15 protein-coding genes and 1 pseudogene are annotated in these 15,620 nt (G+C 53.4%); 8 read left to right on the forward strand and 8 right to left on the reverse strand.

The annotated features are described in order from the left end of the window. Positions 1 to 12: 12 nt before the first annotated feature. The 4 genes from JFU37_RS23260 (at position 13) to JFU37_RS23275 (ending at position 3,415) form a co-directional block, all read left to right on the forward strand. Complete coding sequence (locus JFU37_RS23260) at positions 13 to 222, forward strand: type II toxin -antitoxin system TacA 1-like antitoxin (protein ID WP_201119296.1); 210 nt, start codon at positions 13 to 15, stop codon at positions 220 to 222. 288 nt (positions 223 to 510) lie between these two features. Next, positions 511 to 1,710 carry a tyrosine-type recombinase/integrase gene (locus JFU37_RS23265; protein WP_201119298.1) on the forward strand — a complete coding sequence of 400 codons (1,200 nt, stop codon included), beginning with the start codon at positions 511 to 513 and terminating at the stop codon, positions 1,708 to 1,710. Positions 1,711 to 1,936: 226 nt separating this feature from the next. Then, a complete protein-coding gene (locus JFU37_RS23270; protein WP_201119300.1) occupies positions 1,937 to 2,623 on the forward strand; it encodes a hypothetical protein in 687 nt (228 codons plus the stop codon). Positions 2,624 to 2,677: 54 nt separating this feature from the next. Next, positions 2,678 to 3,415 carry an HNH endonuclease gene (locus JFU37_RS23275; RefSeq protein WP_201119302.1) on the forward strand — a complete coding sequence of 246 codons (738 nt, stop codon included), beginning with the start codon at positions 2,678 to 2,680 and terminating at the stop codon, positions 3,413 to 3,415. Positions 3,416 to 3,466: 51 nt separating this feature from the next. Here the strand turns inward: JFU37_RS23275 and JFU37_RS23280 are convergent, their stop codons facing one another. The 6 genes from JFU37_RS23280 to JFU37_RS23305 form a co-directional block, all read right to left on the reverse strand. Further along, positions 3,467 to 4,117, reverse strand: coding sequence for an OmpA/MotB family protein (locus JFU37_RS23280; RefSeq protein WP_201119304.1), 651 nt, complete (start codon positions 4,115 to 4,117; stop codon positions 3,467 to 3,469). After that, positions 4,114 to 6,255, reverse strand: a complete 2,142-nt coding sequence (locus JFU37_RS23285; protein WP_201119306.1) for a hypothetical protein — start codon at positions 6,253 to 6,255, stop codon at positions 4,114 to 4,116. Before JFU37_RS23285 ends, JFU37_RS23280 begins: the two co-directional genes overlap by 4 nt. Then, complete coding sequence (locus tag JFU37_RS23290) at positions 6,252 to 7,517, reverse strand: hypothetical protein (RefSeq protein WP_201119308.1); 1,266 nt, start codon at positions 7,515 to 7,517, stop codon at positions 6,252 to 6,254. The genes JFU37_RS23285 and JFU37_RS23290 overlap by 4 nt, the downstream gene beginning before the upstream one ends. Positions 7,518 to 7,526: 9 nt before the next feature. Next, positions 7,527 to 8,477 (reverse strand): ATP-binding protein, encoded by a 951-nt coding sequence (locus JFU37_RS23295; RefSeq protein ID WP_201119310.1) that lies wholly within the window; start codon positions 8,475 to 8,477, stop codon positions 7,527 to 7,529. 511 nt (positions 8,478 to 8,988) lie between these two features. Continuing rightward, positions 8,989 to 10,041 (reverse strand): ADP-ribosylglycohydrolase family protein, encoded by a 1,053-nt coding sequence (locus JFU37_RS23300; RefSeq protein WP_201119312.1) that lies wholly within the window; start codon positions 10,039 to 10,041, stop codon positions 8,989 to 8,991. An 11-nt stretch (positions 10,042 to 10,052) separates the two neighbouring features. Beyond that, positions 10,053 to 10,307 (reverse strand): hypothetical protein, encoded by a 255-nt coding sequence (locus JFU37_RS23305; RefSeq protein ID WP_201119315.1) that lies wholly within the window; start codon positions 10,305 to 10,307, stop codon positions 10,053 to 10,055. A gap of 118 nt (positions 10,308 to 10,425) precedes the next feature. Here JFU37_RS23305 and JFU37_RS23310 point away from each other — a divergent pair, with 118 nt between their 5' ends. Beyond that, positions 10,426 to 11,301, forward strand: coding sequence for a WYL domain-containing protein (locus tag JFU37_RS23310; RefSeq protein WP_201119325.1), 876 nt, complete (start codon positions 10,426 to 10,428; stop codon positions 11,299 to 11,301). Between the two features lie 83 nt (positions 11,302 to 11,384). Here the strand turns inward: JFU37_RS23310 and JFU37_RS23315 are convergent, their stop codons facing one another. Next, positions 11,385 to 12,062, reverse strand: a complete 678-nt coding sequence (locus JFU37_RS23315) for a hypothetical protein (protein ID WP_201119327.1) — start codon at positions 12,060 to 12,062, stop codon at positions 11,385 to 11,387. 200 nt (positions 12,063 to 12,262) lie between these two features. Continuing rightward, positions 12,263 to 12,493, reverse strand: a pseudogene (locus tag JFU37_RS23320) (transporter substrate-binding domain-containing protein); the annotation flags it as partial. 134 nt (positions 12,494 to 12,627) lie between these two features. On the opposite strand from JFU37_RS23320, the gene JFU37_RS23325 reads away from it, so the two are divergent. The 3 genes from JFU37_RS23325 to JFU37_RS23335 all read left to right on the forward strand — a co-directional run bounded on the left by JFU37_RS23325 (position 12,628) and on the right by JFU37_RS23335 (position 15,606). Then, positions 12,628 to 13,965: a hypothetical protein gene (locus JFU37_RS23325; protein WP_201119331.1), complete on the forward strand. Its 1,338-nt coding sequence runs from the start codon at positions 12,628 to 12,630 to the stop codon at positions 13,963 to 13,965. Positions 13,966 to 14,374: 409 nt separating this feature from the next. After that, positions 14,375 to 15,370 (forward strand): helix-turn-helix transcriptional regulator, encoded by a 996-nt coding sequence (locus tag JFU37_RS31155; protein WP_342214971.1) that lies wholly within the window; start codon positions 14,375 to 14,377, stop codon positions 15,368 to 15,370. Between the two features lie 71 nt (positions 15,371 to 15,441). Continuing rightward, complete coding sequence (locus JFU37_RS23335; protein WP_178114515.1) at positions 15,442 to 15,606, forward strand: hypothetical protein; 165 nt, start codon at positions 15,442 to 15,444, stop codon at positions 15,604 to 15,606. The last annotated feature ends 14 nt before the right edge of the window (positions 15,607 to 15,620 follow it).

Below are 15,620 nucleotides of genomic sequence, written 5' to 3' on the forward strand. Positions count from 1 at the left end.
GGAGCTTTCCCAATGGCTAGAGATAAAGCGAAAGACGACAAACACAGTTCGGCGGCCTTTGAGAAGGCGGAAGAGGTGATGGAAAAACATCGGCGTATCGAAATGTCGAAACAAGCCTATGCCCGAGCGCTGGAGATCCTTAACGAAGATACGACTCCAACGCCTGGGTTACTGAACCTGATGAGAGGGAAGCATGGGGACAAAAGCGATCCCGGCTTGTGAAATCGACAACAATTTGCAGGCGCGTTTTGAGTCTTACCTCTATCGGAAACGAAAAAGCCCCGTAACTTTTCAGCTACGGGGCTTTTTCTATGTAATGGCGGAGAGATAGTCCGCCTAATCGGCATCCAAGAAATTCCAATCAAGTCCTTCAACCCTAGGAAATATTAGGCTTTAAACCTAGTATCAGTCCATATCTGTCCGACACCACCCCATTGCTTCCCACCACAAGTGGGGGAACAAATGGGGGAACTGTCGCGAGCACCACGAATTCCTTCACGGTGAAAGCTCATGGGAAAACTAAATCCTAAACAAGTCGATAACGTAACCGAGCCTGGTACGTACGAAGACGGCGAAGGATTGCGCCTGGTAGTAAAAGCGAGCGGAAAGAAATCTTGGGTACTGCGGTTTCAGCTTGCGGGCAAACGCCGCGAGATGGGTCTGGGTGGCTTTCCTGATGTGACGCTCAAGGAGGCGCGGTCGAAGGCCATAGACCAGAGAAAACTGCTTCAGCAGAAAATCGACCCACTCACGGAGCGTGACGCCACTCGCCTTGCACTGCAAAAAGCCGAACAAGCTCAGAAGGCTAAAGCGATAACCTTCAAGTCGGTGACGCTCGATTACATCGCAGCTCACCGTGCAGGCTGGAAAAATGCGAAGCATGCTCAGCAGTGGGAAAACACCTTAACCACCTACGCCTTCCCCATACTCGAAAATTTGAACACCGAGGACGTGACAACCGAGCATGTGCTACAGGTTCTCACCCCTATATGGCAGTCGAAATCAGAAACAGCTTCTCGTGTGCGTAACCGCATCGAAATGGTACTCGACGCGGCGAAAGCAAGAGGTCTGCGTGAAGGAGAAAATCCAGCCAGATGGCGCGGACATCTCGATAAGCTGCTTCCACCGCGCTCTAAGGTCAAGGTTGTCGTTCACCATCCGGCGCTGCCATGGGCCGAGATGCCAGCCTTTATGAAAGAAATCGTGAAGCATGATGACCTCAGCTACAAAGCCATGCAGCTGACCATCCTGACAGCCTGCCGGACCAACGAGATTCTAGGGGCAACGTGGGCTGAGTTCGATTTGGATAAAAAGGTGTGGAAAATACCGCCTCACAGAATGAAAGCCGCCAAGGAACACCGAGTACCACTGAACGATGCAGCTTTGAGTCTACTCAAGAGCTTGGCTCAGGTAAGGAGTGATTCCTACGTATTTCCTGGAGCAAGAGAGGGGAAGCCTTTATCCAACATGTCGATGCTGATGGCACTTCGCCGAATGAAACGAGAGGACCTGACCATGCACGGATTCCGCTCAACGTTTCGCGATTGGGCCGCTGAGTCGACGAATTATCCTAGGGAGGTGTGCGAACAAGCGTTAGCGCATGTGCGTCAGGACAAAGCCGAAGCTGCATATTTTCGGGGTGATTTGTTCGATAAACGACGCGCACTTATGACCGATTGGGCAGAATATGCCTACGGTTCTGTTCCTTGAGCCAGCTTTGATTATGCTCTGCCATTCTGACGCAAAGGCAGCCCAGAGACATCGCAGAATGAGTTGAAATGAGGCACCCAGCGTGATCGGTGGCAATACCCGCCAGGAACGGCTCTTAATTGGATGGCGTCGCCATATCGTTCCCCCAGAATAGTTCCACCTCTGAAAATTTACACACAGATTCACGCAACTATAGTGGTCAACTAATCCCGGACAGAGGTTTCGCATGACGGAAGAAAACAACGGCTCCGCACTGATGAAACTTGTTGAGGCGATTGCCATTACGCCCAAGGATGCCCGAGAACTAGTCGCTCAGTATGAAAGCCAGGTCAGCAAGGCACAGCCGGATGCCAGCGACGAGCGCATCCAGACCCTGGTTATTGACAAGATCATCGAACGCTACTCCAAAATGGCAGCGGTATCCGGCGGCGCAACGTCCTTGGCCGGCGTCATTCCAGGAATCGGTACGGCAGTGGCCATGGTCGGAGGCGGCGCAGCGGACGTTTCGTTATGCATGAAACTGCAAATCGATATGACGATGTGCCTTGGTATTGCGATCAACAACAAAATGTCCAATGAAGACGCCAAACACATGTCCTTCGTCATCGCGCTCTGCGGATCGCTAGAGCAAATGGCTTCAAACGGCGCCACCAAGGTCGCTTCGAAGGCAGCTGTTAGGGTTGTCAGTGAATACCTCAAAGGCGCCACACTTCAGACCATCAAGCAGCTTTTCAAGCAGGTGGGCATCAACTTCACTAAATCTGCAGTCTCCAAAGCCATTCCATTCGGAGTTGGAGTCGTGATCGGCACTGCAGCCAATTACGCGCTGACTCGTTATGTGGGGAGCGTGGCCCGGGATGTATTTTTGCTTCATGTTGAGGGTAGTAAATCCGGTGAGCCCATCAGTGCATGACCCAAGAGGTTGAGCTGATTCGATTGCAGTACCTGGCAAGCAAGCATGGAGGCCATGAAGATGAATAGTGAGCACATCGATATTTCCATAACCGGTGGGAATCTGCGCAGAGGTCATTTCTATATCCCCCGAACGTCAGCTATTACACCTGCCGATACCTGGGGTGGGAGAAACAAATCTGAAGCAGCGCCGCCGGTGACAGTTCAATTCGAAGGTACGAACGAATGGGTGTCCACCGATATCGACGGCACCAAGAGGATCTTCAGATACGCCCGTGGCGAGACAATGCGATTCTTCAAACACTACGGCATAGCTGAGGGTGAAACCATCAGACTTGTCCGAGTCGCGGAGCGCTCCTTCCATGTCCGCTATGAAGCCGCCTCTTCATTATTGTCGATCAGCAATGAAGAGCCCCTGGGCCCTGTCGAACGGCGGCTGGTCGCGGTTTCAAGACTGGTGCGGGACTCCGCCATCGCGTTGGAAGTCAAAAACCTGTATGGATGCAAGTGTCAGGTCTGCGGGGAGTCCGTACAGACATTCGCAGGCCCTTACGCTGAAGCGGCACACATCCGCCCGTTGGGTGCGCCCCACCATGGCCCGGACATTCAAAGTAACCTGTTGTGCCTGTGCCCAAACCACCATGTTATGTTCGATAACGGCGGTTTTGTGATCAATGACGATCTTTCATTCGGCGGCATTAAAGGCAGACTTCAAGTCAGTCCGACACATCTGATTGATCCGGCCAACCTTGAATACCACCGGTGGTTTTGGGACGCGATAGCTCTATCCTGAAATAAAGAATAGAGCTGACTCATCCAGTGATTGGAAAAGCCGGCCCAGGGATCAGGTCCTGGGCACCGGCCGATTAAGAAACTGAACCTCTACCCTGCGGTTTTTCTCATCCCCCGGCTCTACGCCTGGCAACGGCTGCGAGTCACCAAACCCCGCCACAATGACCCGTCTTGCTTGCTGTTCATTCAACACTTCGATCAACAACTTGCGCGCCTCTCGGGCCCGCGCGGCGGAGAGGGTGAAGTTGTCATCATAGACCGTGCAGAACTTCGCGAAATCGATCACAGGCCTTGTGACTTGCACGTTATCCGTATGCCCTTCCACAAACACCTGAGCTTGAGCCGAGCCATTGACGAACTCCGCCACTTTCGGCCCCAGCCGAGACAGTGCATGTCGGGCCTCGTCTGTCACACAGGCGCTGCCACGGGCAAAGATTCGGTCACGCAAGGTGATCTTCGAACCGACCAGGTCAAAGGATACCAGGCCGGACTCGCCCTCCTCGTCCATGGTGCTCTGCATCGACTTCAGCATATCGACCATGCGTTGCTGTTCGGCCTGAGCGCCCTGGTTTTTCTCTTGTTCACGCTTAAGTGCCGCGAATTTGTTCTGCAACACCGATAGCACCAACAACAGCATGACTACGGCCATGACCCCTGCCATCAAATCGGAGATCGAGATCCATTCATTCGGTTTCTCTTTCATGCCTCTTCCAAGTCTTCAACGGGTTTGAAGGCTTGCACACTGTCATTGATGCCGTTGGCGACTTCGACCAGTTGTGTCAGTGATTTTTGAATACTCGCAAACTCTTCCTGAGGCCGAAGAAGTCGATTGGACAACTCGTCTATAGAGACCGGCATTTTCAGGATGGCATCAGCCGCACTTGAGTAACGTTCATTGTGTGTCAGGGCCGTCAGTAGTTGATCAATTCCGTTGGACACATTGGCAGAACTATTGCCAACGCCCTCAGCGATCTGTTGCAGAGTCACGGGAAGTGTTTCCAGAGATTGGGCCACTTTATCGAAGTTCTTCGTCAGACTCCCCATCTGCCGCGTACTGCTGGCTACGGATTGCAATCCTTCAGCGATCCGATCGCCTATTGATGCCATGTTTCCCGTCATTTCTGTGACATTGGCGCTAAGCGCATCGCTCATTCCGACGAATTGAATGCTGGTTCTCTTATGTACCGTCGACGCATCATCAATGTTTTTGGCAACCACCTCCATCGCCGTATTCACCGTCTCGGACATTCCGCCAATCGATGTGGATATGTTGTCAGTGGCCTGACGCAAGTCGCCAGCCATACCAACCATGTTCTGTTTAAAACCATTGCTCATGACCTCAATGGTTCCGCGCAGATCCTGCTTCACCGAGACCATAATGTCCGCCAGATTGTTCGTCGCGGCCTCCATCTGAAGCGCCATGCCTGACAGATTGCGGGTGAAATCTTCATTCATCCCGGTCATCACGCCGTTGAGGTCGGTTTTAACGCCCTCCAGCACCTCTGTCATTTCGCGGCTCAGTTTATCCACGACAGCCTTCAAGCTGGTTGCAGCGCTAGCCACTTGCTGGGCTGCTACGCCCATAGTTGCGCCTGCGTGTTGCAGCGCAATCTGGTTCTCTTGGCTGCTTTGCGTGAAATCGCTCAGCAACTTGTTCGACTTGGCCGCCAAGCTAACGATACTAATCAGCGGCTCCAGACCTTTAACAATCAGCACATCGCGGGCAGCCTCTTGCTCAGCTCGCTCACGGTTACTCGCGTTAAGCGCAATCTGGTTTTCAAGACTGCTTTGCGAGAAGTCGCTCAGCAGCTTGTTCGACTCGGCCGCCAGACTAACGATACTAATCAGAGGCTCCAGACCTTTAGCAATCAGCACATCGCGGGCAGCCGCTTGCTCAGCCTGCTCACGGTTACTCGCGTTAAGCGCAATCTGGTTTTCAAGACTGCTTTGCGAGAAGTCGCTCAGCAGTTTGTTCGACTGAGACGCCAGGCTAACAATACTAATCAGCGGTTCCAGACCTTTAGCAATCAGCACATCGCGGGCAGCCGCCTGCTCCGCTAGCTCACGGTTACTCGCGTTAAGTCCGGAAAAGCCAGCCGCGACGATCTCGAATTTTTGCAGCCAAACCGCATTGCGCCTTTCAGCCAACTGCTGAGCCCGAATGTTCTGGCGGGACATTTCTGCCTTCACATCTTCGGTCTGTGACTCCAGAGCGGTGACAACCAATTGGGAAGACCCTGTCAGCGATGCTTGAAGCTTTTCCTCGCTGGCAAGCTTCTCTTGTATGCGCATGGCGCGGGCCTTACCGAGTTCGCCTTTCATCTTGTTGATGCACCATGTTAGCCGGCGCTCTTCAAACCCACTCCAGGACTCCCACACTTTGAGCAAGATAAACGCGATAATGCCCCAAGTAGACGTTTTGAACTTCGTACCCAGGCCTTGCATCATCGCCATCAGGTTCTGCATGGAGTCATCCATCGCACCTACAGACGAACCACTGCTCTGCAGGATCGAGGATGCCTTGTCCAGCGCGAGGCCAAGGCCTAGAAACGTCCCCAACAGACCAATGATTAACAATAGGCCAGGCATCATGCTGGCGAGTTTTTCCGCTGGTGTAGCAACCGCCTGGCTTAGTTCGCTGATAGAGCCATGCTCGACCTCCAGACCGGTCGCTGAAGAATCGAGCGCCTCACCTTCCCATTTACGCTGCCAGGATTTGGCATTGGCTTTGAAGCTCACCGACAGGATGGACAGCGCCACCCCTAGTGCGATAACCGAGAAAAAGGTGATCTGGATGGGCTCCTGACCGGGAGTCAGGAACTCGACGATGTCCTTGATCACACCGTCACCTCGACTTCCTTGAACGCTGCACCACGCGCCTTGCAGTCAGCCTTGAAGATGTTCGCAAAGTCAGTGATGAGTGCGCGCTCATCCGGCGTCAGGGATGTCCACGAACGTCCGTTCTGAGCGCACTCGATCAGCAGCTTACCGACTTCTCCGCCTTCCTCTGCCAGGTACTCGCGATCTTCCTCAATCAGTGTGATCTCATCCTTTTCGAGCAACTGCAGGAAGCCCTCAGAAGCGTATACATAGTTGCGCTTCTCCCGCGCAGCAGTATCAAGAGCCTGCAACGTCTGACTGTCTTTGTCGGTGCTAATCACTAGGTTGGAAAGAAAGACTTGCTCCTCCGCAGTCAGCGGCTCGATATCCTGGCTCAGCTCCAGGCGCCGGCGCATGACCTTGTCTTTGGCAAGCTCTTTGTTCAGAACGGCCCACTGTTGCTCGATGGCGTCGACATCCAAAGCCCAGGCAATGATCATTTCTTCGAACACGAACGGCACCAGCGGCTTGCCGAACAGCTTGATGGTCAGCAGGTCCAGACGCTCGGTTTGTGATTCGCTCAAATGAGGCTGCTCGGAAATCAAACCAGCAGACACTTCAATGATGAAAAATAGATCGGGATCGACATTCTCAATGGACTGCAGGTTGTCCATGATTTGCTCATAACCGGCCAACAGCTTTTGCGCTGCGCGGATGCGCAGGTAATGTTCAAAATCAGTCACTGTGCTTTGGCTGACTGCACGGGCGACCCTGGTTTTTACCAACAGATAGTTGTTAACCAGTTCGCTCGCCCTGAGGGCCTTCTTCTCTTCTTCAGGAACAATCGACATGGCCTCGGCAATGTCTACGGCATTCCGCTCGGCTGTTTGGATTTCAAGGTCATCAAGTATTTTCGTCTTGATTTCCCGCGCCATGCGGATGATCCAGTCAACGGCTTTCTGCAGGTTTTCGGCAATCGGATGCTTGTCCAACTGCTCAACGAATGCCAAAGCCCGCTCCAACCCCAGCGCCAGCGCTTTTGCCCAAGGCCAGGGTACCGTCTTAGCTGCGACTAAAAGCCCTGCGCGAACCTTACTAATGTAGGGCTGCACAGTGCGCCAGACCTTCTGCACATCACCTACGAAGGTTTCGGCTTCGTCGGCCAGCCAACCTATGGCCTTGGCAGCCATTTCCTTGCCTTTTTTCACCACACTAGACGCGACCGAAACGACGGCTGACACGGCCGAAGAAATCCCACTGACCAGCGAACTGAACCATCCCATAACTGCTCCTTAATTGACGCCCAGCATCTTTCTGGCTGCGTCCAATTTAATATTTCCGTTAGAACGTTGTTCAGCCGTCAACTCCACGATCGTGGTGCGCATCTGAGCAATCGCTTCTTCCAAATGACGAAGTAAAAGAATGGGCTCACCTTGCTCCAGCAAGGGTTTTGGCAATGCCAAACGCATGCAGCTGCGAATTTCGCGACCAGAAAAGCCGTCCGACAGTTCGGTAAGAGCCTCAAGCAGTTCGTCGCGCGACGCCTCGATCGGGATACCTGCTACCAGCATCTTTGACCAGATAGAGCGACGCTCCTCAGCCCCGGGCAGCTCGAACTTGATATGTTGAGAGATTCTGCTAACGAATGCCGCGTCGTAGTTTTTGCCAAAGTTGGTGGCAAATACGACAACTCCCTCATGCCGCTCAAGCTCTATTAGCAACGTCGAGCGCATGGCATTGACTTCGTTATCAATGCCCTGGGTAACTGAAGATAGCCGTTTGCCCAGCAAGGTATCGGCTTCATCGAAAAACAAGACTGCGCCTTCGGCAAGAGCTGTTTTGAATACTTGCACAATGTTTTTCGAGGTATCGCCCATGAACTTGCTTTCAAGGTCGGAGATGCTGATGAACATCAACGGTTTACCTAGGCTACCCGCCAATGCTTCAGCAGTGAGCGTTTTGCCGGTTCCCGGCGGACCATAAAAATTCAGCACCACGCCTTTGCCCGCGGGATCGACGCTTGCGAAGCCCCATTCAACATAAATTTTCTGAAAGTACTTTATCTTCGCAAGCGCCTCCTCGAGCTGCCGGCGAATCGAGGCACCAAGGACCACGTCATTGAGCGTATAGCGAGCAGCAATAGCTTGATGGGCTGTGGTTTTTTCATCTACAGGCTCGGGAGATTCAAGCCCTTCCCTGAACTGTTGCCGTATGCGGCTGTACAAATATTCCTTTGAGGACATGAACATTTAATCCGTGTTGTTCACGACAGACCGGACTCGAAGCAGATTTGAACCCCTGCGTCCGACGGTCCTGAAAAATGGGGAAACGCCCTTTATGACCGAGGTCAGGACGGATTGAGTTCTTTCAAAAAACTTATCTGTAAGGCATCGACCTGGATCCAAATTCCTTGAAGCATTTATTGGTCTAAACCGGCTGCGACACCACCCGTGCCAGGCCAAATAATGTCATTACGCTATCAACCCTGTATAGCCTGACTTTGGTCAAAGTCGCCTTGCCCGCGATAACAGCTCCGCCAGCGTCCTCTCCAGCCATCCCGCAGGTCGCATCGTTAATGCCTCACTCCCACATTTCGGACACTGCTTAAACCACTCCCCCGGCCGTAGAGCATCACTCTGAGGCGCCACTGTCTTCTTCCAACCACACTCACAGCACACAAACGTAAAAGGCCTAGGTTTTATCGGCATCGCTGATCTCCGGAATACTTGTTCACACTTATAGCCATCAGCTCGATCAAAAACCGGGATACCTACGCTCGATCAGTTGATCAAACTCCCCGCCATACCCACAAAAATCCCGAGGTACTCTTTCGATATCCTTGGCGACTTGTTCGATGACGTCGTGCAATTCCAGCTTTTCATACCAGCGTGCCGGGATCGCGGCCGTGCCATATTGAATGCCTAGTAGGTGCCCTGCGATCAGCCCGGTACTGTCACTATCCCCGCTGTGGTTCACGGCGTTAATCACGCCTTGTTCGAAGGAGTCGGCGCTGAGAGCACACCACAACCCAATGGCCAGGGCTTCTTCCGCCACCCATCCCGCGCCGAAATCGGCAATACGTTGCGGTGTCGGGCGATAGCCCTCGTAGAAAAAGAACAACACGCGTTCGAGCATGCTGCGAGTTTCTTCCATGCCCACTTTCTGCCCATGCTTTGCCAGGCTTTCTGTCACTGCATGTTCCAGACTGTCTTGTCGATCGACCATGCGCTGGAGGATGTCGGCGAACAGTCCTGCCGCCATATATCCCGTAGGATGCCCGTGAGTCAGGCGGCCGGATTCGGCGGCGTATTCAAAGGCGTTGGCGAAGAAGGCGCAGGGCGCGACGCGCATAACTGCACCGCAACCTTTGCTGTCATTCTCTGCCGGCATACCAAGTCGGGTGCTGGCCTGGAGGGCGTTCAGACAGGTAATGCCAGGCCCGCGACGGGACCAGAGGGCGAGCTCGTCAATCAACCAGCCGTCTGTGCTGATAAGTACTGCGGACTGATGGTCCTGGGTCATCAGCCAACGCAGCAGGGCATGATGAATAACACTAGGCACGTGACAGGTACGTCCCGAGCTACCTCGCACATAGGCCCGCAGCAGACCTTCGGCGGTGAACAGCATCATTTGCGTGTCGTCGGTGATGGCGCCAGTGATGCCGTAAGCCGGGCTGAAATCGACGATTCCGCGAGGACCGAATTTCGCTTCGATGGCGGACCACTCAAGGTACTCCACCGGAGCACCCAAGGCATCGCCAACAGCACCACCCAGCAGACAACCTTTGATTCTTTCGAGTCTGTTCATGTCATGCCCCCTCACGCAGCCGGTACCATTGCCTGCAAAATCACCAGCTTTCCCTCGAGCTGTTCGACATGCGCTTTCTCTGCTCGCAAGGCCGAACGCAGCTCTTTATTTTCCATTTCCCAGATGCTCGCCCAGCGTGCAGTCTTCTGACAGCCCAGCATCATCTGCCAGATTTCGCGCAGCTTCAGGGTCTGCATCAACAGCAACAGCAGGATCGCTCCCAACAACATCAATGCACCTGTGGAAACCACGTCCAACGCGTTCATGTCCGCCTCCTTGGTGAGTTCGAGTTATCTCGAAGACAGGCACACGATATGTAGTGTTACACGACAGGTCTAGAATGTAGACTTATACAGGTAAAGTATTCACGCACATGGAGGGGACATGAAACGTAAGCAATCCATCGAGCAGGTTCGCTGGGACCTGGCACTTCGCTATCGCTTGATAGAAACCGTTGTCTGGTGGGAAGGCCGGCTGACCACGGGACACCTGATCCAGAGCTTCGGCATCAGTCGGCAACAGGCGTCGAAAGACATCAACACCTACATCAATGAACATGCGCCTAAAAACCTTACATATGACAAACAGATAAAGGGCTATGTGCCGAGTAAGTTGTTCAAGCCGCTGTTCATCGATGACAGCGCCAGCGCCTATTTGCACCTGCTGTATCAAAACAATGCGCGCGCGCCGCACATCGAGGGCCTGGCCCTCGCTTATGCCCACACCAAGGTGCTGGAAGTACCGGATCGCTCGATCAAGGCGGAGATCCTTCGGCCGTTGCTCAAGGCCTGCCGCGACCACCTTCGCCTAGACATAGACTATGTGTCGCTGAATAGTCCGGACCCCGAGGGCCGCACGATCGCGCCGCACACCCTGGTGTACACCGGTATGCGCTGGCACGTTCGCGCCTACTGCGAGAAAAACCGTGAATACCGCGATTTTGTTCTGAGTCGACTACGCGGTGTGCCGGACGTGCGGGATGATGAAACCGAAAACGGCATCGATGGAGATGATGTCTGGAACACCGAGGTGGCGGTGATCATCAAGCCCGACGAGCGCCTGACGCCGGTGCAGAAGGCGATCATCCAGACTGATTTCGGTATGGTGGATGGGCAGCTAGAGATTCCCAGTCGCCAAGCGTTAGTGAAGTATGTGTTGCAGCGGTATCAGATCGATCCCAAGAATCTAGACCCAAAGCCGGAGGCGCAACAGATAGTGGTGGGGAACCTGAAGGAGTTGAAACCCTGGTTGTATGACTGAGGGAGTCAGGCACACACCTCCATTCCAGGCAGAGCGTTCCCTGAGTTTGCGCATTGCAGCGCAATACTCAGGGGCCGAGCGTGTCAGAAGTCGTCGTAAATCGAGTGGGCCTGGGCGAGGTCGTTCTTGATTAGCTGGAAAAACCCACGCTCCACATCCGCCACCCGGTATCTCCCACCGTAGTAAGTCGAACTGATGCAACGACACTCAGAGCGCCACAGATCGTACACCTGCTCGTTGGCTTGGGTAATTGGAATGCTTGTCGGATATAGGGTCAGTCGATCCAAAGCCCTACTGATTGGCCGCATCTGTTTCTTCAGCTTACTGATCTGCAAATCCAGCACGCAATACTCCTGAGGGTTCAGGAACATCAGAATCTTGGACACGAAAGAGATATTTGAGTAGCTGGGAAACCCGAGTCGCTTGAGCGCAGCCAACGAGGGGGTACCTGTGCTAACCAGGCCATTGAACGAGGCGTAAGGAGCAAACGAGCCAATCAGTGAGTTAAATTTTGCGAATCGGCTATCTCTGTAACCGGCCGTCCCGTTTCCCCAATAAATGATATTGCCCAGGCCTTGCTCAATATCGGTAGGCACTGTCGAACGCAGTTGGGTCTGAATGATCGACTCCAGTTGCTGAATACTGCTCGCTACCTGAGGGTTCTGCTGTTTCGGCAATGCGTGATCGTAGTAGTCCAAAGGGAAGCTATAGGTATGGATGGAGTGCTGCAGGGCCTCTATCTGGGTCCGGTTTAACGGCATAGGTTGTTCCTTTAAGGGTCAACAGAGGGCAGCGCCAGTTGCGCCAAGGGCGTTACCGATGAGAAACGTATCGACACGAAGTCATGCTTCTTGAGTCTGCTGTATTGGATGAATGATTGCTTGAACTCGCTTTAGGTTCCGGATGTCGCAGCCGGTCCGCGCTCGGGAATCACATCAAGCCTTTTCCTCACACTCATCTACGAAAGAATGCCGTCGAACTTCCTCGCTTTCAGCCCCGGGATGACGCTGCCCCTGGGACTTTCCATCGACACGCATTTGACCTTGAGCTGGGCACAGATGGCGCTGCCGAAATCAATCTCGAGCCCCACTAGATTACCGTCGGGAGCCTTCGACTCGGACGGCGCGTAACTGGAATCAACACCGAAGCGAATGACAGTCCAATCCTTTGCATAAGTTGGGGCCAATCTCATGCAGCTCAGCGAATAACCGGAGCAATCGCACGGTCAGCGCCTTTTCACGCGTAGGAAAAATGTCACGACAGGAATTGTCGCAAGCTTGGCGATAATGGAGCTTCACTGCAAAAAACCGATCACAGGGGCCTCTCATGACGCGCAATGACTACCTTACTAATCCGACCGTAAAAGATTTCATCGAGTGGCTCAGCGGCAACCTGGACAACTCCACGATTCGTCATCAGTACCTGAATCGACAGAGTAAGACCTTGTGGTATTGCGACAGCCTTGCCGACGCTTACTCGGTATACCAATGGCAACATCCTGCAATCAAGCGCCTGCAGGTTCCGGCAGGTAAAACCGCAGTGAGCAACGATGTAGCTCTCAGCGCCCTAAAGGCCGACCTACAGAAGGCGTTGGCACTCGCCCCAGCGGTCAACGATGGAGCGTGCTGCCAAGCTGCTATCGACGTGATGATATGGGGCGGTGTACAGAGCAATAACGTTACCTGGCTCAATATGAACGTGCGCGGCTTGGCAGCTACCCTATCAGCCACCCGTGACGCCATCGACGCCGGCGTAACCGACGTCCCCATCCTTCAGGCCAAAGACCTCCGATTCAACGCAGGCATGACCAAGGTCTACTCGCTGGTCTGCAAGGACTTTGTCATCTATGACAGCCGTGTCGCAGCAGCGCTTGGCTGGGGCGTAGTGATGTACTGCAAAGCTCGAAAACTGAAGACTGTGCCGGAAACTTTGACTTTCCCATGGGCACCAGCGAAGGAAACCGGTAAGCATTTCGTGAAATCCCGAAACCCATCCGAAGGAAAGCTTCGTTTCCCCCGCCTGAAAGCAGGTTCCCACCATGCGGAATGGAACATGAAAGCAAGCTGGATTCTCAGCAGTGTAGTTGCCCATCCAAACGCTGCTACGAGCGCATTCCTAGCCAATGACGGAACCAACGTTGATCCACTCCGCCGCCTGGAGGCCGCTTTATTTATGATCGGGTATGATCTTTGGAATTACCCAGACGAAGACCAAGAATCAACTCAACAGTTCGAGCAGGATCTCTCATGGATCGATTGCTGCACACCCACTCGCCGCAAGCCCTTCCGTTACAAGCTCACCGAGGAAGGTTTCAGCATTGAAGGAGGTCCATACTTCCCTATCGGGGTCGTAAACAAAACATTGGGCAACCTCCAGAAAACCTTCGGCATCCAGCCTTTCCCGTTAGCGAACAAGGCCGATAACGTACGCAACGGCGATAGCGCCAAAGGGATCGGAACCGCATACCACCACGCTACAAGCGGACGTGGCAACATCCCCGACACCAGCAAGTTGGCGGCGATTCTCGAAAGTCTTGGGGTATTCACTGTAAATCACAGCACCAAACTATGGTCGCTGAACGCTGACCTGTTAGCTACGAACGTCGACGGGCAGCCCGACATCGCGCCGGTCATTCTGCGTACGATGGATGAGGACTGCCATTGAGCCATAGCCAGCCCAGGTCATTCAGAGCATCAGGGTCTGAAGCCATCGCATCACCACACAGAGATTCATAGTGGACTCGTAATCTGCCAGGTTCGACCATGCCGCGAAGCGGAATGGCGGCCTTGATTTGATAGTAAGTCGCCAGGCAAAAATCGTTGGCTTGGCTGATCTCAAAAATCCGTAGTGAAGGAATACCGATGCCGGCCTAAAGGGCCAGCACGTCGTCCGGCTCGAAAAACCGGATGCCATTGACCATGGGCAATATGCCCTCCAATAGATTGAACACCAGGGCGTCTTTAGTCATGCTCATGTCCTGATCGGCGAACTTATTGGCCCGACCATTCTCCAGACAGGCGCGACACCCCGTATCGCATAGCAATCCAAATAATTGAAAGGCAGGGATATCGCAGTGGAACAACTCTTTCGTCAGGAAGTGCTGCTAGGTTTGCTACCCCGCATGGAAAGCGCCATCGACACAAAAACCATCCATGAACGCCTCGAAAATCAAGGAATATCTGTCGACCTACGCACCCTACAACGTCATCTACGCGAGTTGGAGAAACGCTTCCCTCATGTAAAAAGTAAACCTAAATCACCTAAAGCCAAAGCTAGGATCTGGTGGGCAGACAGATCACTTTCTCGCCTAAGCCTGCTACCGACCGATGCGATGAGCCTAGTGATGATCATGGACCACGCCAGTCGGTTTGGTATGGCGGCCCAAGTCACCAATCTTTCGGCACTGCATGAATATGCCCGGTCTTTGATGCGTGAAGCCCGGCCGTCTCAGGACTGGTCTAAGAAAGTCATCAGCAATACCCGCTTCATCACTTTAAGGCCGGGCAAAGTAGACCCTCAAGTGCTCGAAACCCTTCAAAAGGCGCTACTTGATGACTACGCTGTTGAAGCTCAATACCTCAAGCGCGGCGCACGCGAAGCTAAGTCCTATCGTCTTCTACCGCTCGGATTGTCCTATCAAGATTCCAACATTTACCTCTCCTGCGTATTTGCGAATCAAATAGACACCCCGCCAGTGGCCTTGCCACTACATCGGTTCATTTCAGTCACAACAATTCCAGAAACAATAGCAGCCCCTGAAAACTACGATATCAACTCGGTTAGCGCACAGCGTAGCCTGATCAGCCTTGCGTCGGATGAGCCGGTACCGCTACGTCTGCTTTTAAGCCAAGAGATGTTCGAGCGACTAGCGGAAAACCCACTCACAGAAGATCAACAACTGCTCGATGAAAATGGCTGCCGTACGATGGTAGGCAGCACCCACCTAAGCCAAGGTCTAGAGCTTTGGCTTCTCAGCCAAGGTGACAATCTTGAAGTGGTCGAACCGTCTATCCTGCGCGAGAAAATGGCAGCCACCGCACAAAAAATGGCGGCGCTTTATTTGAAATAATTAGAATACGACATAGCGTGTCGCACGTTGCGTAAAGACTCTTCTCTTACCAAATCCAAGGAGTCTTGACGATGAAAACCTACAAAGCCTTCATGCAACGTGTCACGCCTAACGCAGGTCCAGCGGCCAACTTCACCATCACAGTGCAAGCCATCACCTCGGCCATGGCAAAGGTGACGGCTGAAGCCCAATACCCCGGCTATAAATGTCCCAACAGTCCGGTGCAGGTGCGCTGAGAAAACCAGCACAC

It is taken from the genome of Pseudomonas sp. TH41, from assembly GCF_016650695.1.
Lineage (GTDB): Bacteria > Pseudomonadota > Gammaproteobacteria > Pseudomonadales > Pseudomonadaceae > Aquipseudomonas.